The sequence below is a fragment of the Hydrogenobaculum acidophilum genome (assembly GCF_054656715.1).
This window is the reverse complement of the sequence record NZ_BAAHXP010000002.1, coordinates 150,914-167,705: the sequence shown is the minus strand read 5'-3', so window position 1 is coordinate 167,705 and position 16,792 is coordinate 150,914. Positions and strand designations below refer to the sequence as shown.

Here is a 16,792-nt window from a genome sequence, read left to right as displayed (position 1 = left end):
AGGATGGAGTGCCCAGATACAGCGCTTGGGAGATATATTATAAAACCTATTTGGTTTGGGATAAGAGGGATTTTTAAAAGTGTGTTTAATATTAGGGCTTTTAACATAGAAAATATCGAAGGTTTAGAAGGGGCAATTTTTGCATCAAACCACAGGTCTCACTTGGACCCGCCGGTGTTAAATTCCATTGTGAAGGAGCCTCTTTATTTTATCGCAAAAAAAGAGCTTTTTGAAGCACCGGTTATAGGATTTTTATACAACCATATGAGAGCTATACCGGTCCATAGGGGTTCTGGAGATTTTCAAGCCATTGAAAGGGCTATAGAGCTTTTAAACATGGGATGCAACGTTTGCATATTTCCAGAAGGCAAAAGGGCACCGGCTGGAGAGTTTTTAAAGCCAAAAACTGGTGTTGGTGTTATGGTGGTAAAAACCAAAAAACCGGTGATACCAATTTATATTGAAAACACAGACATAAACTTTCCAGTAGGGGCAAAGTATCCAGTCCCAAGAGTACCTATAAACGTATACTTTGGTAAACCCATATATTTTGGAAATTTAGAAGACAACATTCAAAACTATAAGCTTATAGCAAATACAATAATGGAACATATAAAAGAGCTTGCTCATCATAAACCTACTTAAACCTTGGCAATCTCCAGTTTAGCATTATAGCAAGGATTCTTACTATAAAAACAGATATTACGCAAGCAATAGCAGAAAACGTTATATTGCTGGAAATGGTTATTGTAATATAAAAAAGAATAGCTCCTATGATACTACAGCTTGCGTAAAAATCATCTTTTAAAACAGAAGGGATTTTACCAAGAAGTATATCGCTTATAACACCACCGCCTACTCCAGTAAGAGTAGCGAGTATTACTATGCCAAAGATGTTTACATTAGTGTTGTATGCTACCATGGCACCAGTAGCGCTAAAAGCTGATAGTCCTATGGCATCTGGGATAAGTATCAGCATAGAGTTTTCTATGCCCTCAAACTTATAAATAGATATCCCTATCAAAAGCCCCAAGATAGCAAATATCATATTTTCTTTGGATTTAAAGGCTATCGGCACTGTGTTTATGATGACATCTCTTAATATACCGCCTCCTAGGGCCGTGGTAATAGCTAAAACCGTTATGCCAAGAAGGTCTAAGCCTTCTTTTATGGCTTTTAGAGAACCAGATATAGAAAAAGCCACAATGCCCAAAAGATTTATAAAAGAAAATATCTTCCAAAAACCAATCATGTTAGTATGCTGTTTTCTTCTATAAACCTTGCCATATCAAACAAAGCTCTGTAAGCTTTTAAGAGTTTCTTGTACTTTTTTGGAGCTTCTATTTCTGGTAAAAGCCCAAAAACTGGGTTCATAGGTTGAAGCTCCCCTTCTTTTAAACTTATATAATGTAAAAGAGCCCCAAGCATCGTTGTTTTGGGTGGAATTATAGGGCTTTTCCCTGTTAGTTTTCTCCAAGCGTTTATCCCTGCCATTATACCTGTGGCAGAAGAAGCTGAATACCCTTCTACACCTGTTATTTGACCAGCAAACAATATGTTTTGGTTTTCTTTTAATTCTAAAGTGGGTTTTAATGCTTTGTTTGATTGTAAAAACGTATTTCTATGCATAGAGCCAAGCCTTGAAAAAATGGCATTTTTAAGACAAGGTATGAGCCTAAATACCCTTAGTTGTTCTTTGTAGGTGAGCTTGGTTTGAAAGCCTACCAACGAAAGGGCTTCTCCTTCTTTTGTCTCTTTTCTAAGTTGGACTATAGCGTATACGTCTTTTGATATATGGTGTTTTAAACCTTTTGGGCTCATGGGTCCAAAAACAAGGGTCTCATAACCTCTTTGGGCAATCTCTTCTATAGGAAGGCATCCTTCAAAATGAACTACCTTTTCAAAATCTTTTGGTTCTATTTTTTGGGCTTTTAAAAGCTCGTTGTAAAATATGTCGTACTCTTCTTTTGTCATTGTGCAGTTAAAATAATCGTCTCCTTTGTCGTATCTAGAACCCCAAAAGCCCTTAGAGAAATCCACAGACGAGGCTTCTACTATAGGTGCTATGGCATCGTAAAAATAAAGGTATTCATCTTTTATGAGGGTTTTTAGATAGTTGGAAAATTTTTCTGACGTAAGAGGTCCTGTTGCTACTATGTTTATCTCCTTTTCATCCAAAGATTCTACTTCTTCTCTTACAATTTCTATATTTGGATGAGATGCTAAGGTGTTTGTTATAAAATCTGAAAATATGTTTCTGTCTACTGCTAAAGCGCTTCCTGCTTTTACGTAAGAGAGTTTTGCAGCTTTTATTACAAGAGAGTTTAAAAGCTCCATCTCTTTTTTTAAAAGCCCAGCCCCGGTGGTGATTTCAAAGCTTCCTAAGGTGTTGCTACAAACAAGTTCTCCAAACTTATCCGTATGGTGAGCCTCTGTGGTTTTTATGGGTCTCATTTCAAAAAGTCTTACCTTTATGCCTTTTTGCGCTAAAAAATAGGCTGCCTCAGAACCAGCTAGCCCTGCTCCGATGATGTTTACTTTCATGTTAATATTTTATGCTAAAATAGTTGCTGTGAACGGTTTTTTAGATTTAAAAGCTTCAAAACTTTTTAAGCAGTTTATCGTGTTTTCTGAAAATACGCTGAGTGAGAAAGGATATGGTTTTATAAAGCTTCCGGTATTTGATAGCTTTTACAATCAGATGAGGACTACTACAAACTATCATGAGCTTATCACTATAAGGTCCTCAAAAGAGGTTTTTGTTTTAAGAAAAGATATGACCTATCAGGTGGCAAGTTATATCGCTTCTTTAAAAGAAAGAAACCTGCCTATAAGGATATACTACGAAGGGGAGGTGTTTTCTTGGGAAAACGAGATAAAATCAGACTATCAGCTTGGTTTGGAATACATAGGATACCAAGAAGATGAAGGTATATTTGAAATCGCTGATATAATTAACAAACTTTTAAACTTTTTTGACAAAGATGTGTATATATACATAAATGATGAAGCTATTCTAAAACACGTTTTAAATACTTTTGATAAAAGCAAAAAAGAAAGATTGGAGTATGCTCTTAGGTATAAAAACCTAAATATACTATCGGAGTTTTCTTTAGAATGGCTTTTGTTGGATGATGAGGATATTGTGTTTGAAAAGCTAAAAACTTTAGATGTTGATAGTTCTAGATTAGAAAGAGTTTTTAGGCTTTTAAAAGAAAACTCTATAAATGTCAAACTAGATGTCTCTGAGTTAAAATCAATACCTTATTATGATGGTATAACATTTTCTTTTTATTCGCCGAACTATCCTTTTGCTATAGCCTCTGGTGGTGAATATAGGATTTTGAAAGATGTATACAAGCTTGATATAAAAGCCTGCGGTGGTGCTATATACCTGTCTTCAATATTGGAAAAACTATCTTGATATTGGCACTGTAAGATGTTCCAAATTAAATACGTTAAAAGTAAGAAGCACATAGTTTATATACTGATTTCTAGTCCCGTCGAAATACTCTTGAAAAGAAAGTCCTATAGAGTAGCACTCGCCGTTGTAAGTTAAGTTTAAATATCTTGAAACATCGTGTCCGCTTATATCATCGTGAACGATACCGCCGTTTAGATTGAAAGCTTTGTAAGTGTAAGAAGCTCCGTAGCTTTGCTGGTTTAATGTGTAGTTTCTGTTGATATCTTTTGCTACGCTATCCCCCACAAAGAAGTTAAACTTTTTAAAGCTGAGGTTTACATATTGGTTTTCTTCTGGAAATTCGTTTTTGTTAAAATCGTAAAAACTATCAAGCGTATAAGATATATTTTGAAAAGGTCTAAAAGTTATGGTGGCTCTTAGTGGTAGAAGGGGTTTATGAACTATCAGATTTGAGTTTTGATAACTTGCCGATGTGACAAAAGAGTTTAGTGAGCTAAGGTATGTGGGAAAAGCGTACTCTTTTAAAAACGTATAGCCCTCTTCTAAGTATATGTTTGCGAAGTTAAAGCCTTTGTAAGTAAAAGCGTTGTTTATTTTAAAATCTATGTAGTTTTGATTGGATTGATAATCTTTGTAATCGAATACGGGATTGTTGGTGTTGTCGATAGGTTGATAGTTATAAGAAAGCTCATAAAAATTGTTTATGTTTAGGCTTTTAATATTAAAATTTTTGTCAAAAAATGTTTTGTTTTGAAAAAATATTTGATAAGCTGAAGATTTATATCCGCTTTGGTTTAGGCCGATGTATTTTGTGCCTACAAAGTTTACGTTTGTGCTGTTTGTAAAAGCCCCAAAGTGAAGGCTTTTTATAAGGCTCGGGTTTAGGATAAGCCTATCCCCTTTTAATCCATCTTCTCTATAGAAGTATGTATTTTGAGCGTTTATGTTGTAGTAAATACCCTCAAAAAGAGGATGGGTTTTCCACAAAAAGTCTATCTCTGGAAGTCTTTGAAGCGTGTATGCGTTGGAGTTTGAAGTAGTATCGTAGAAAAATTTAAAGCTTACATCTGCAAAAAAATCTCTCGTATTTTTCTCATAATTTACGTAAGAACTAAGATAAGGTATTGTTCTTTGGATGGACTTAAAATACATATCCTGCATAAAGTAAGGGTCTGATATGGTGTCCAGTTTAAAGTCAATCCCGTCGTATCTTCCATAGACGTTTAATCTGTATCTATTGGACCTAAATGTTGACAAATCCCTACCTGTCCACCAGTCTCCAGGTGTGGATGGTTCTTTGAAGTAGTATATGTTGAAGTTTAAATAATCTTTTTTGGTAAAAGCTTGGCGATATTGAAAAGATAAGCCTTTTCCCTCATTGTTTCTATACTCTGGGGTTATGGTCATGTCTTTATCTTCTGATAAGGCAAAATATATAGGCTGTTGGTATATGAATGCGTTGTAGGTGTTTGAGCCTATAAGAGGGGGTAGTAGCCCGCTTCTTCTTTTGCCCACCGGAAATATAGAATAGGGTATATATAGGAGCGGTAGCTTTTTGTAAGCTAATATGTTTGAGTTTGCATATACATATTCATTTGTTACTTTTGCACTAAAAACGCAAAGTCGCAGTTTTTTATCTTTTAATTTTCTATCTATCTTACAGGTGCTCACCACTCCTTTTTTAATAAAATAAATCTTGTTGTCTTTTGTTATTTTATCCGCTACAAAGTATATGTTGTGATATTTGCCGTAAGCATCTACAAAGTATCCTTGGTTTGTCTTTAAGTTTAAGAATCCCTTTTTACCGTGCACATCTTCTTGGTCAACTACGTTTATAAGATGAACCTGACCAATGAGGGTTATAGTTTTTGAGTTTTTGTCGTATATAGCTTTATCGCAGTATATTGTATAATTTTCATAGTATATTACCACATCTTTTTTTGCCACCACTACGTTGTTTGGTTCTTTTATAAGAATATCCGATAAAATCTTTACCTCTTCGGTTGAAAAAGATATGCCTATTGTTAAAAGCAAAAAAACTATTACATTCCTAATTTTGATAAAATTTCCTCCGTTTCTTTCAAAGAGTTTACTATGAAATCTGGTCTAAAATCTGTTTTGTCTAGGTCTTCTTTTTTGTATTTGCCAGTGGTGATAAATACTGTTTTTATACCAAGGGTTTTTGCCCCCATTAAATCTGTGTAAAAATCATCGCTTATTATAACGCTTTTATCATACTCATCTTTGTTTAAGGCTTTTGATAAAAAAAGCTCTGATGGTTTTCCTAAGTTTGGTAGAGGCTCTTTGTAATTGGTGGCGTTTGCAATCATAAAAGCCAAGGACCCAGACCCTTGAAAATAAAGCCCGTCAGAATCTTTTACAATTTTGCTATGATTTATAGGTATTATTTTTGCACCTTTTAAAAAAACGGCAGATATAGCTTTTTTTAGCTTTTCAAAGGTAAGATTTTTGTCTTGACCTACTATTACGCTATCTACATTTATATCATCTTTTAAGTCTACGTACTTAGATAAATAGTTTTTTAAAGAATCTGTGCCTATTACAAAGCAAGAGGATATTTTTTGTTCTTTGAGATAATCTGGTAATATTGAAAGAGGTGTTAAAATGTCTTTTTCTTCTATATTTAGTCCTTTTTCGTTTAGTATTTTTACAAGCTCTTCTGGGGGTCTTGTGGAGTTGTTTGATAGTATTTTAAAATCTTTGTTTTTTAAAAAGCCCAAAAACTCTTTAGAGTCCTCAAAAATGTTAAACTCTTTATCTTTTACTAAAACCCCGTCCAAATCCACAAGTATTTTCATAGAAAATAGTTTACAATGTTTTTATGGAAGTGGTGGATATTTTTTATAAAAGAGCAACTATGTTTTGGAAAAGCTTTTTGGGTTTGACCATCATATCTTATATAGCGCTTTTGCTATCTTACTTTATAATAAGACTTCCCATAACTCTTCCTTTTGAGATAAGGTTTTACCTTGTTGGTGGTGAGATAACCCTTGGTGTTATAGTACTTTTTTTATCTTATTTTGTGAAAAAACAGTATCTACCTGCCTCTATACAAGAGCCTTATTGGAGTTATAAAGCTATAAAAGGTTATTTTTGGCCTTATACTATAGCTTCTGCCCCTTTTTTGTTTGCTGGTATATTTTATCTTTTGTTTGCTGATTTGATAAGTTTGAGCGTTGGTTTTTTTATAAGTTTTTTTATTATTTTTTATCAAAAGCCCAGAAAAGATGATATAATATACTAATATCAAGCTGGAGGTTTATTATGGATAGAAAAGCCATTGAAGAGAAACTTTACAAAGAAGACCATCGTTATAGACATTTAAAGGATAAACATGATGAGCTAGATAAAGAAATAGCAAAAATGGAAAAACACCATCCTATGACATCCGATTTAGAACTTCAAATAGAGGTTCTTAAAAAAGAAAGGCTAAAGCTAAAAGACGAGTTGGAGCTAATAGTTGCAGAATATATTAAAAAGCATGGAGAAGTGGCATGATTATAAAAGGTAAAATATGGAAGTTTAAAGATAACATTGATACAGATCAAATAATACCTGCAAGGTATTTAAATACATCGGACCCTTTAGAGCTTGCCTCTCATGTGATGGAAGATTCTGAAAAACCAAACTTTGCAAAGGAGCATCAAGAAGGAGATATTATAGTGGCTGGTAAGAACTTTGGTTCTGGTTCTTCTAGAGAGCATGCTCCTATAGCTATAAAGTACGCCGGTGTGCCAGTGGTGGTGGCAAAAAGCTTTGCAAGGATATTTTTTAGAAACGCTATAAATATAGGTCTTCCAATAGTAGAATGTAAAGAAGCTGTAGATGAGGCAGAAGACGGTGATATATTTGAAGTAGACCTTGAAAATGGCGTTGTTAGGAACCTTACCAAAAATAAAACCTACAATTCTACCAAATTTCCAGAAGAGCTTATGGCTATTTTAAAAGCCGGTGGGTTGATGGAATATGCAAAATCAAGATTATCTTCTTAAATTAAAGGAGCTTATAAAAAAGTATTCTCTTTTGGTGGCAGATGAGCCGAAGTTTAAACTTGTTTCTGGGAAACTAAGTAGATATTATATAGACCTTAAGCAAGTTACCTTTGACCCAGAGGGTATATATATATTAGGCAACGTTTTGTACGAGATGTTAAAGCCCTTCAATATAGATGCGGCAGGTGGGCTTACTTTGGGAGCAGACCCTATGGCTTACGCGGTAGCCCTTATATCTTATCAAAATAAGAATCCTATAAAACCTTTTGTGGTGAGAAAAGAGCCAAAAGACCACGGTACTGGTAAGCAAATAGAGGGTAAGTTAGAAGGTGTTAAAAACGTGGCTATCCTAGAAGACGTATCTACTACGGGTAGCTCTTCTTTAAAAGCTGCAAACGTATGCAAAAAAGCTTCTTTAAACGTGGTAGGTATATTTACTATTGTGGATAGAGAAGAAGGGGCAAGGGAAAGTATAGAAAAGGAAGGTTTTAAATTCTATTCGGTGTTTAAATTATCAGAGCTTTTGTGAAAAAAAGATTAGATCTACTTTTGGTAGAAAAAGGGGTTGTTTCTTCACGTGAAAAAGCTCAGGGCTTTATAATGGAGGGGAAGGTTCTAGTAAATGGCAAACCCATAACAAAAGCTGGGACTTTAATAGATGAAGAAGCTAGTTTAGAGCTTTTAGAAGAAGAAAAGTTTGTGTCAAGAGCGGGCTATAAACTTGAAAATGCTATAAAAGAGTTTGGTGTAGATGTAAAGGGTAAGATTTGTCTTGATATAGGCTCTTCTACTGGAGGTTTTACGGATTGTCTTTTGCAATATGGGGCAAAATGCGTATACGCTGTAGACGTTGGTCATCTTCAGATGCATGAAAAGTTAAGAAAAGACCCAAGGGTTTATCTTTACGAAGATACTGATATAAGAGCTTTTAAAAAGCCAGAAGATGTTGAATTTGATATCATAAGTGTGGATGTATCTTTTATATCGCTTACTAAAATAGGGGAGTATATAAAACATCTATGCAACGTCAATACAAAACTTCTTATGCTTGTAAAGCCACAGTTTGAACTTTCTCCAAAATATCTTAAAAAGGGTATAGTAAAAGATGATAGCGCCAGAATGCAGGCTTTAAACAACGTAATACTTTATTTTGAATCTATAGATTTTAAGCTTTTAACATATATGAAAGCCCGTCCTAAAGGTACAAAAGGAAACGAAGAGTTTTTTACTTATTTCATACCAAAGGATTATAATATTTCATAATGAAAAATATACTTTCTTTTTTAGGATTTTTGATAGTTGTTGTTTTTGTGCTTTTGGGAGTATATATATACAGCGTAAGTATAGGACTTCCAGACGTAAGGGCTTTAGAAAATTGGCATCCGCCAGAAGCTTCTATAGTTTATGACTCTACGGGTAAGGTGATAGGTACTATAGGGACTCAAAATAGAATTTACGTACCCATAAGTAAAATCCCAAAAACTGTGCAAGATGCTTTTGTTTCTGCTGAAGATAAGACCTTTTATCACAACATAGGTATAGACCCTTTAAGTATTCTAAGAGCTTTGGTGGTGGATATAGAAAAAGGAAGAGCTGTAGAAGGCGGAAGCACCATCACCCAACAACTAGCGAAAAATCTATTTCTCACTCCTAAAAAAACCATATCAAGAAAGATAAAAGAGGCAATACTAGCTATAGAGATAACTAGGACTTTTCCTAAAAGCAAAATACTTGAGATGTATCTAAATCAAATTTATTTAGGACATGGTGCTTTTGGCGTAGAGGCAGCTTCGGAAGTCTACTTTGGAAAACACGTATGGCAACTAAGTCTTGATGAAGCAGCGCTCCTTGCCGGGCTTCCAAGGGCTCCTACAAGATACGACCCTTTTATAAATCCAAATTTGGCCCTTCAAAGAAGAAATTATGTGTTGTATAGGATGTACAAAGATGGGTATATCACGAAGGAAGAATACCTAAAAGCTTCACAAAGACCTATAGTGTTGAATACTCATACAAACCCTATCACAAACAGCGATTATTTTGTAAGCTTTGTTAAAGATTATATGTATAGATATTTTCCAGACCTTATATATCAAGGCGGATTAAAGATTTATACCACTTTAAACCAAACGCTTCAACAAGCGGCTGAAAATGCCGTTAGAAACCAGATTATTTACATATCAAAATTAGAGCATTATCCAGTCTTACCATGGTCTATTGCGGATACTATAGCAAAGTTTAAAGCTCAAAAGATAGACCTTAAAAAGTCTAAATATTATATAGGTTTTGTTAAAAGCATAAAAAACGGCAAAGCAAATATAGATATAAACGGTATAGAGGTTAGTGCTAATGTTTTTCCTGGCATAGACAGCGGTGAGTATGTGATGGTGGAGTTATTTAGCTCTACCAATGGTTATACGGCAAAAATAATACCTCAGCTTCAATCAGCCCTTGTTAGTATGGATGTGCATAACGGAGCAATATTGGCTTTGGTGGGAGGTTATTCTTATCAACTTTCTTCTTACAATAGAGCTGTGTACGCTTTAAGGCAAACAGGTTCTGCTATAAAGCCTATTGTTTACTTATCAGCCCTTATGAAAGGTTATACTCAAATTACCGAAATAGATGCTACTCCTCATGCTTACAAAGACCCATCTGCCCCGGGCGGGTTTTGGACGCCTAGAAATTATGAAGGAGAAAGTTTTACCACCATCACTCTAAGAAGGGCTTTAGCTTATAGTGTAAACACCGCAAGCGTTAACCTTTTGGCTCAAGTGGGCTTTAACCTTCCCATATCTTTGGCGGCCAGGGTTGGTATAAAATTACCACCTTACTATTCTATGGTATTGGGTAGCACCAGCGTTACCCCGCTTCAGCTTACAAATATGTTTCAGGCTTTTGCCAACCTGGGGACATATTGTGAACCATATTTTATCACCAAGATAGTAAACTCCCAAAATCAAGTGGTATATACAGGGCATCCGGTGTGCTACAACGTATTTCCGGCCCCTTACGATAGAGTGTTGATATCTATGTTGGAGTATGTGGTAAAAATAGGCACTGGTTATGCGGCTCATGTGCTTGGACCTTATATAGCTGGTAAGACAGGTACCACAAACCATTACGACGATGCTTGGTTTGAAGGCTTTTCTTCTGATGTAGTGACTGGTGTTTGGACTGGATTTGACATAAGAAAAAGAATAGGATACAACATGGCTGGTGCCGCTGCGTCACTTCCTACTTGGATAAATTATATGAAAGTGGCTTTAAGTATGTATCCTGAAAAACCGTTTCCGCTTCCAGACGGTGTAGAATATGTAGAGATAGACCCAAAAACGCACTTAAGGGCTACTTCTTCTTGTCCTGGAGAACCGATACTCTTTGTAAAAGGTACTGCTCCAAAAGAAACTTGTCAGAATGGTCCTCCTCCAATACTTCAAAACCTAAACCCCACTCAAAATGCAAATACTCCAAGCAACAGCATATTACAACCTTTGAACAATGCTACCACGCCTTCAAACCCACCTCAACCCAACACTCCGCCCGCTGCTCCTTCAGCAAGCCCCAAGCCAAAAAATCCAAACAGCATATTACCTAAGGTAATTCAAGAGATAAACAAGGAAGCTCATAAAATAAACAACGAAACAAAAAATATAGATAAGGAGCTAAACAATGCTCGCTAAAAGGATTATACCTTGCCTTGATGTAAAAGATGGTAGAGTGGTAAAGGGCATAAACTTTGTGGATTTAAAAGATGCTGGAGACCCTGTGGAAAATGCCATAGTGTATGAGTCTCAAAAGGCTGATGAGATAGTGTTTTTAGATATTACAGCCTCTTACGAAAAAAGAGATACCGTGGTAGATTTGGCAAGAAATGTTGCAGAAAACATCTTTACACCTTTTACCATAGGTGGTGGTATAAAAAGCTTAGAAGATATAAGAAAACTTTTAGAAGCAGGAGCTGATAAAATATCTGTAAACTCTGCCGCCGTACAAAATCCTCAGATAGTATATGAAGGGGCAAGAAAGTTTGGTTCTCAGTGTATAGTGGTAGCGATAGATGCAAAGCATGTAGATGGTGATATCTGGCATGTTTATATAAACGGCGGTAGGGTAAATACAAACCTAAATGCCATAGAATGGGCTAAAAGAGTAGAGTCTCTTGGGGCTGGTGAAATTCTTTTAACCTCTATAGATAAAGACGGCACAAAGTCAGGCTATGATATAAAGCTTACAAACCTTGTATCAAAAGCTGTAAACATACCTGTTATAGCCTCTGGCGGGGCCGGGGCTAAAGAACATTTTTTAGAAGCTTTTAAAATGACAGAGGTGAGCGCTTGTTTAGCTGCTTCTATATTTCACTTTAAAGAGATATCTATACCGGAATTAAAATATTATTTGCAGGAAAACCATGTGCATGTTAGAATATAGTTTATATAACGGGTTGTAAGGAGGTGTTATGAAAAGGTTTTTTATCTTAGGAATGTTGGTGTTTGGTTTTTCTTATGGGGATTGTATAAAGATAACTACTGAACACTTTAGCTATGGTCAGCGCGTACCAGACTATACCACAGTCCAAAGGATATGTCCAGCTTCTTCTGTTAAAAGCTTTTATACGAAAACTGATAATCAAGATGGATTTATAAAGTTAAATTTGAGTGCAAAAGGATGTATAGATATAGAAAAGTCACATTTTAAACAAGGTCAAAAGGTGCCAAGCTCCACCACTAAAGAGAAAATATGCAAATAGTTAAGTTCTCATCGATACGAAAGCTTTTATAAATTCTTCAGCGTTTTTTAACTCAAGCTCTCTGTTCCAAATTTTTAGCTCTGCTCCCGATGTGCTTATAATAGCTATCTTTGCAAAACCAAATATTCTACCCCATAAACTTTGTTTTAAAACTATGTTTGATATTTTGTCAAGACTATAGTCAATGACGTTGTTACCCCATGTTCCATATGCGAGTATTAGTCTTTTGCTTGTGATGAGAAGTTTTGTGGTTTTTTTCAAAACATAAGGTTTTACCAATATAGATAAACTAAGGCTTATTGCATATAAAAATGTTATTATAAAATCTGAAAACTCTTTTTTTACTACGAACACAAAGATACTTATAGCTATACCTATTGCTCCAACAATTATCGATGTTATTATCTCTTTTATGTATACCATCTCACCTTCTACTACAATGTGTTCATCTCCGGTGAGGTATTTTTGAATGAGTTTTTGTTTGTCGCCTATTTTTATCTTTATAATGCTTACAATGGCTGTTAAAAGCCAATAAACTATAAGTATACCAAATGCTAGTGATAGTATTGAATGCTGTTGTTCCATAAGACAATTTTATCACATATTGTATCTTAAAGCGCTTGCAAGTAGGATTATGCCAAGGCTTAAAAGTAAGTTTAATATACCAAGCGCTCTTGTTATCTTTGCATATTTACTGGAGTATTTGGCTTTTTTGCTAAAATAAAAATCGTGAAGTATTGATACTAACACTATTAAGAAGAAAATATGTATCTTTGCCTGAAGGGTTTTTTGATATGTTGACTCTGGATGAAAGAAGGTGCTATAGGGTATTGATAAAAAATGCATGTTTAAAAGACCTGTTATAAATAGCGCTGGAAGGCTTATTATGGTGCCTACAAGGCTAAACCTCTTGCCTATATGTTGAAAAGCTTCATCTTTAAAAGGTGTTTTCCTTATGTAAGGAGATGATACTAATACCATAAAAAGCATACCGCCTACCCACAAGCAAGCAAAGGTTATGTGTATAAAAAGTACTAAAATATTCATAAGTAAATGATAACTTATCGTATATAATAATTCTATGATTTATATTTAGGAAAGCACCTGGCCTCTATGGGCCGGTGGGTGTATATGTTTATTGCTTTTGCTCTTCTTCTACGTTTACTTTGATATTGGCGTAAACGTCGTTGTGGAGCCTTATTTTAATGGTATATAAGCCTAAATTTTTGATAGGTGAACTTATCATAACTTGTTTTCTATCTACGTTAAAGCCTTTATCGTGAAGAGCCTTTGCTATATCTGATGTGGTTATGGAACCAAAAAGTTTTCCATTTTGACCCACTGGTTTTTTTATGGTGATTTCTACACCATCTAATTTTTTAGCAAGCTCTTGGGCTTGTGCCCTTATTTTTTCTAGTTTTCTAGCTTTTTGAGAGAGTATGCTTTGAATATGTTTTATATTGCCCTCTGTGGCTGGTATTGCAAGTTTCCTTGGTATAAGATAGTTGTTGGCAAAACCATCTTTTACTGTTATAATATCTCCGAAACTTCCGCGTCCCTCTAATTCTTCTAAAAGTATCACTTTCATAGTATCCTCCTTAAACTATAACGTAGGGTATCAATGCCAATTGACGGGCTCTTTTTATTTCGTTGGCTAGCTTTCTCTGGTGCTTGGCACATACAAATGTCATTCTTCGTGGAAGAATTTTGCCATGCTCTGACATAAACTCTCTTAGTTCGTTGTAGTTCTTATAATCTGGGTCTCTTTTTTCCATGCAAAATTTGCAAACCTTAGCTTTTTTAATCTTAGTTTCCATCATGCTACATACTCCTTTTTAAAGTTTTTAAAACGGGACATCATCGTCATCTTCTAAGCTTTTTTCTATATCAGCTTTTATGTCTTCTATACCGCTTACTTCTTCTTCATTGTAAAAGCTTTCAGACGTTTCCTCTGGCATGGGTTTGTTCTGGTTAGACTGAGGTTTTGCCACTATCCTTACACTCTCAGCCACTATGCTTACTCTTGACATATTTTTACCATCTTGAGAAGTCCATCTATCCTGAGATAGCCTACCTTCTACCAATACCATATATCCTTTGGATACTTGCGTGGACAACCTATCGGCTAAGACTCCGTAAGCTTTTACATCAAAATAGTGAGCTTCTTCTCTCCATTCGTTGTTTGCCTTATAGCTTCTATTGTAAGCCAAAGATAAATCCACAGTTTTGTTGCCAGAAGGAAGTATTCTTAACTCTGGGTCTCTTGTAAGCCTCCCTATTATGATAACTTTGTTTATCATGTTTTATCCCCTAAGTTTTAAGAAGCTTTTTCTGATAAGGATGGCTCTTCTTTTGTTAGGATGTTTAACCATCTTATAATATCTTCGTTTATCTTGTAGTAAAAATCAAGCTCGTTGGGCAACTGAGGATTACTAGAGGCGATTTTGAAAAAATAATATCTTCCATGACCAAAACCGCTTATTTTGTAAGCTAAGTTTTTGGTACCCCAATCCTCTTCTTTTACTACAGTACCGCCCTTTTTAGCTATGAAGTCTTTAACTTCGTTTAGCTTAGTCCTATACTCATCTTCGGCAAGTGTGGGTTTAAATACCACCACACTTTCGTACATCCTATATGCACGATAATGTCTTGAACTCATGTTGCCTCCTTAACTAAAGTATAACAAGCTATTTTACCATAAAATTGTAAAAGTGTTTTATGATTTAAATTCTCAATTTAAAATATCCTCTCACAACAATTTCATCTTAAACCTATATAATATATATCTTGTGAAATTTAGAGCTTTTAAGATTGCAATAAGATATTTGTTTAGTTTTAAAGGGAGTACCCTTGTCATTAGCTTTATATCTTTTCTTGGAATTGTTATAAGTACCGCTGGCATTCTTCTTACTAACGGGGTGTTTGAGGGATTTCAGGATAACCTTAGAATAAAGCTTCTTGGGTCTATGCCAAACATTATCTTGACTTATATAGGGGATGATTCTAAAACAGATATACCAAAAGTTTTGAAGCTTTTAGAAAAAAACAAAGATATAAAACTATTTTCTTACTTTAAGATATACCATGGGGCTATCCAAAGGGGGTCTTATATCAGCGCTGTCAACATAGATGCTATAGATTTTAGCAACAAGAAAAATCTTGGTTTTTTTTCAAATAAGATAAAGGGTTCTTTAAACAAAAAAGGTGTGATACTGGGTAGTGATTTGGCGGCTATGGTTGGGGCTTCTTTAGGAGATTATATAAGTATCATATCGCCGGTGGGTATTCAAACGCCTTTTGGTTATATGCCAAAAGTTCAAAACTTGCCTGTAGTAGGGACCCTACATAGTGGTATATTTGATATAGATTATTCTACGGTGCTTATGGACAATGACCTTGCCGATAAACTTTTTGTAAACAACCCACCCACGAGGGTTGTGGAGATAAATTTAAAAAATCCTTTCGAAGCCAGTACTTTTGCTAAAAGCCTAAAACACGAGGTAGGAGATAAGTTTGTAATCACTACTTGGATAGATATGAATAAACCTCTTTTTGAAGCTTTAGAAACGGAGGAAAGAGGCATATTTTTTGTGCTTACTCTTATGGTAGTGGTGGCTTCTTTTAACATTACAAGCCTTCTTTTTATAAAAGTAAAAGAAAAGCTAAGGGATATCGCTATATTTAGAGTTTACGGCGAACCAAAAAGTTTTATTATGGCTATAGTGCTTATCCAGGGGTTTTTGCTTAGCTTTATGGGATTTTTGGCTGGTGTAGTGCTTTCTTTTGTTTTAGAGTTTTTCATAAACAAATTTAAACTAATACATGTGCAAAAAAGCATATACCTTATGTCCTATGTGCCAGTTTCTATATCTTCTAAGGATATCTTAGAGGTGTTTTTGCTTGTGGTGTTTTTAAGTGTGTTGGCTAGTTTTATACCATCTTTTTACGCTATCAAAGAAAATATAGTAAGGATACTAAGAAATGACTGAAAGTGTTATAGAGCTAAAAAACGTATCAAAAAGATACAAAGATACTCTTGTGTTTGAAAACCTAAGCATATCTGTTGAAAAAGGCGAGTTTGTAGGTATAATGGGGCCCTCTGGTTGCGGTAAGTCCACCACCCTTCACATAATAGGCGGCATAGAGACTCCCACAGAAGGAGAAGTTTATATACTTGGCGTCAAACACACCGAAGAAAAAAAGATAGCAAAGCTAAGGAGAAAATACATATCGTTTATTTTTCAGTTTTACTATCTTTTGGAAGATTTTGATGTTTTAGAAAATGTGGCTTTGTTCGGAGATATGAAAAAGTCTTTGGAGCTTTTGAAATTTTTAAGATTAGAACATAGGCTTCACCATAAGCCCTACGAGCTTTCAGGTGGTGAACAGCAAAGGGTAGCCATCGCAAGAGCCCTTGTAAGAGAGCCTCAAATTCTTATAGCGGATGAGCCTACTGGCAACCTTGATTATCAAGAATCAAAGAAGATTTTTTCTTTATTAAAATCCCTAAACAAAGAAAAAAACATCACTATAATAGTAGCCACCCACAACGAAGAACTAAAACCTTTTTTTGATAGAATATTCTATCTTGGTAAGTAAAAGGGG

At 35.1% G+C, this 16,792-nt stretch carries 22 protein-coding genes; 12 read left to right on the top strand and 10 right to left on the bottom strand.

Going from position 1 to position 16,792, the window contains the following annotated elements; translation table 11 throughout:
* Nucleotides 1-3 precede the first annotated feature (3 nt).
* Nucleotides 4-645 (top strand): lysophospholipid acyltransferase family protein, encoded by a 642-nt coding sequence (locus ACYQZV_RS02080; protein WP_459892691.1) that lies wholly within the window; start codon nucleotides 4-6, stop codon nucleotides 643-645.
* Here ACYQZV_RS02080 and ACYQZV_RS02075 read toward each other — a convergent pair.
* Complete coding sequence (locus ACYQZV_RS02075; protein ID WP_459892689.1) at nucleotides 638-1,252, bottom strand: trimeric intracellular cation channel family protein; 615 nt, start codon at nucleotides 1,250-1,252, stop codon at nucleotides 638-640. The two genes, ACYQZV_RS02080 and ACYQZV_RS02075, sit on opposite strands and share 8 nt — an antisense overlap.
* Nucleotides 1,249-2,544 (bottom strand): methylenetetrahydrofolate--tRNA-(uracil(54)-C(5))-methyltransferase (FADH(2)-oxidizing) TrmFO, encoded by a 1,296-nt coding sequence (gene trmFO, locus ACYQZV_RS02070; RefSeq protein WP_459892687.1) that lies wholly within the window; start codon nucleotides 2,542-2,544, stop codon nucleotides 1,249-1,251. The genes ACYQZV_RS02075 and trmFO overlap by 4 nt, the downstream gene beginning before the upstream one ends.
* 28 nt (nucleotides 2,545-2,572) lie before the next feature.
* On the opposite strand from trmFO, the gene ACYQZV_RS02065 reads away from it, so the two are divergent.
* On the top strand, nucleotides 2,573-3,424 hold the full coding sequence (locus ACYQZV_RS02065; RefSeq protein ID WP_459892685.1) for an ATP phosphoribosyltransferase regulatory subunit: 852 nt from the start codon (nucleotides 2,573-2,575) through the stop codon (nucleotides 3,422-3,424).
* On the opposite strand, the gene ACYQZV_RS02060 is transcribed toward ACYQZV_RS02065, so the two are convergent.
* Both ACYQZV_RS02060 and ACYQZV_RS02055 read right to left on the bottom strand, forming a co-directional pair.
* Complete coding sequence (locus ACYQZV_RS02060) at nucleotides 3,416-5,458, bottom strand: LPS-assembly protein LptD (RefSeq protein WP_459892683.1); 2,043 nt, start codon at nucleotides 5,456-5,458, stop codon at nucleotides 3,416-3,418. The genes ACYQZV_RS02065 and ACYQZV_RS02060 overlap by 9 nt on opposite strands.
* An 8-nt stretch (nucleotides 5,459-5,466) precedes the next feature.
* The gene (locus ACYQZV_RS02055) at nucleotides 5,467-6,243 is read right to left on the bottom strand and encodes an HAD-IIA family hydrolase (protein ID WP_459892681.1); all 777 of its coding nucleotides are present in this window, start codon (nucleotides 6,241-6,243) and stop codon (nucleotides 5,467-5,469) included.
* A 23-nt stretch (nucleotides 6,244-6,266) separates the two neighbouring features.
* Between ACYQZV_RS02055 and ACYQZV_RS02050 the strand changes: the two genes are divergently transcribed.
* The 8 genes from ACYQZV_RS02050 to ACYQZV_RS02015 are packed head-to-tail and all read left to right on the top strand — an operon-like array spanning nucleotide 6,267 to nucleotide 12,187.
* Nucleotides 6,267-6,689: a hypothetical protein gene (locus tag ACYQZV_RS02050; protein WP_459892679.1), complete on the top strand. Its 423-nt coding sequence runs from the start codon at nucleotides 6,267-6,269 to the stop codon at nucleotides 6,687-6,689.
* Nucleotides 6,690-6,709: 20 nt separating this feature from the next.
* Nucleotides 6,710-6,943, top strand: a complete 234-nt coding sequence (locus ACYQZV_RS02045) for an HP1242/YdcH family protein (RefSeq protein WP_459892677.1) — start codon at nucleotides 6,710-6,712, stop codon at nucleotides 6,941-6,943.
* Nucleotides 6,940-7,437 (top strand): 3-isopropylmalate dehydratase small subunit, encoded by a 498-nt coding sequence (gene leuD, locus ACYQZV_RS02040; RefSeq protein WP_459892675.1) that lies wholly within the window; start codon nucleotides 6,940-6,942, stop codon nucleotides 7,435-7,437. The genes ACYQZV_RS02045 and leuD overlap by 4 nt, the downstream gene beginning before the upstream one ends.
* The gene (gene pyrE / locus ACYQZV_RS02035) at nucleotides 7,412-7,966 is read left to right on the top strand and encodes an orotate phosphoribosyltransferase (RefSeq protein WP_459892674.1); all 555 of its coding nucleotides are present in this window, start codon (nucleotides 7,412-7,414) and stop codon (nucleotides 7,964-7,966) included. The genes leuD and pyrE overlap by 26 nt, the downstream gene beginning before the upstream one ends.
* Nucleotides 7,963-8,700, top strand: coding sequence for a TlyA family RNA methyltransferase (locus tag ACYQZV_RS02030; protein WP_459892672.1), 738 nt, complete (start codon nucleotides 7,963-7,965; stop codon nucleotides 8,698-8,700). The genes pyrE and ACYQZV_RS02030 overlap by 4 nt, the downstream gene beginning before the upstream one ends.
* Nucleotides 8,700-11,120 (top strand): penicillin-binding protein 1A, encoded by a 2,421-nt coding sequence (locus ACYQZV_RS02025; protein WP_459892670.1) that lies wholly within the window; start codon nucleotides 8,700-8,702, stop codon nucleotides 11,118-11,120. Before ACYQZV_RS02030 ends, ACYQZV_RS02025 begins: the two co-directional genes overlap by 1 nt.
* Nucleotides 11,110-11,868 (top strand): imidazole glycerol phosphate synthase subunit HisF, encoded by a 759-nt coding sequence (gene hisF, locus ACYQZV_RS02020; protein WP_459892668.1) that lies wholly within the window; start codon nucleotides 11,110-11,112, stop codon nucleotides 11,866-11,868. The genes ACYQZV_RS02025 and hisF overlap by 11 nt, the downstream gene beginning before the upstream one ends.
* Before the next feature lie 28 nt (nucleotides 11,869-11,896).
* Nucleotides 11,897-12,187: a hypothetical protein gene (locus tag ACYQZV_RS02015; RefSeq protein ID WP_459892666.1), complete on the top strand. Its 291-nt coding sequence runs from the start codon at nucleotides 11,897-11,899 to the stop codon at nucleotides 12,185-12,187.
* Here ACYQZV_RS02015 and ACYQZV_RS02010 read toward each other — a convergent pair whose 3' ends face one another.
* The 6 genes from ACYQZV_RS02010 to rpsF all read right to left on the bottom strand — a co-directional run bounded on the left by ACYQZV_RS02010 (nucleotide 12,188) and on the right by rpsF (nucleotide 14,846).
* A complete protein-coding gene (locus tag ACYQZV_RS02010; RefSeq protein ID WP_459892664.1) occupies nucleotides 12,188-12,772 on the bottom strand; it encodes a PH domain-containing protein in 585 nt (194 codons plus the stop codon).
* A gap of 12 nt (nucleotides 12,773-12,784) precedes the next feature.
* A complete protein-coding gene (locus tag ACYQZV_RS02005) occupies nucleotides 12,785-13,234 on the bottom strand; it encodes a hypothetical protein (protein WP_459892662.1) in 450 nt (149 codons plus the stop codon).
* Nucleotides 13,235-13,322: 88 nt separating this feature from the next.
* Complete coding sequence (rplI, locus tag ACYQZV_RS02000; RefSeq protein ID WP_459892660.1) at nucleotides 13,323-13,775, bottom strand: 50S ribosomal protein L9; 453 nt, start codon at nucleotides 13,773-13,775, stop codon at nucleotides 13,323-13,325.
* A 10-nt stretch (nucleotides 13,776-13,785) separates the two neighbouring features.
* Nucleotides 13,786-14,007, bottom strand: a complete 222-nt coding sequence (gene rpsR / locus ACYQZV_RS01995) for a 30S ribosomal protein S18 (protein WP_459892658.1) — start codon at nucleotides 14,005-14,007, stop codon at nucleotides 13,786-13,788.
* Between the two features lie 24 nt (nucleotides 14,008-14,031).
* Entirely contained in the window at nucleotides 14,032-14,487 is a 456-nt protein-coding gene (gene ssb, locus ACYQZV_RS01990) for a single-stranded DNA-binding protein (RefSeq protein ID WP_459892656.1), read from the bottom strand.
* Nucleotides 14,488-14,504: 17 nt separating this feature from the next.
* Entirely contained in the window at nucleotides 14,505-14,846 is a 342-nt protein-coding gene (gene rpsF / locus ACYQZV_RS01985) for a 30S ribosomal protein S6 (RefSeq protein ID WP_459892654.1), read from the bottom strand.
* Between the two features lie 130 nt (nucleotides 14,847-14,976).
* Between rpsF and ACYQZV_RS01980 the strand changes: the two genes are divergently transcribed.
* Nucleotides 14,977-16,176 carry an FtsX-like permease family protein gene (locus ACYQZV_RS01980; RefSeq protein WP_459892652.1) on the top strand — a complete coding sequence of 400 codons (1,200 nt, stop codon included), beginning with the start codon at nucleotides 14,977-14,979 and terminating at the stop codon, nucleotides 16,174-16,176.
* Nucleotides 16,169-16,786, top strand: a complete 618-nt coding sequence (locus tag ACYQZV_RS01975) for an ABC transporter ATP-binding protein (RefSeq protein WP_459892650.1) — start codon at nucleotides 16,169-16,171, stop codon at nucleotides 16,784-16,786. Before ACYQZV_RS01980 ends, ACYQZV_RS01975 begins: the two co-directional genes overlap by 8 nt.
* The last annotated feature ends 6 nt before the right edge of the window (nucleotides 16,787-16,792 follow it).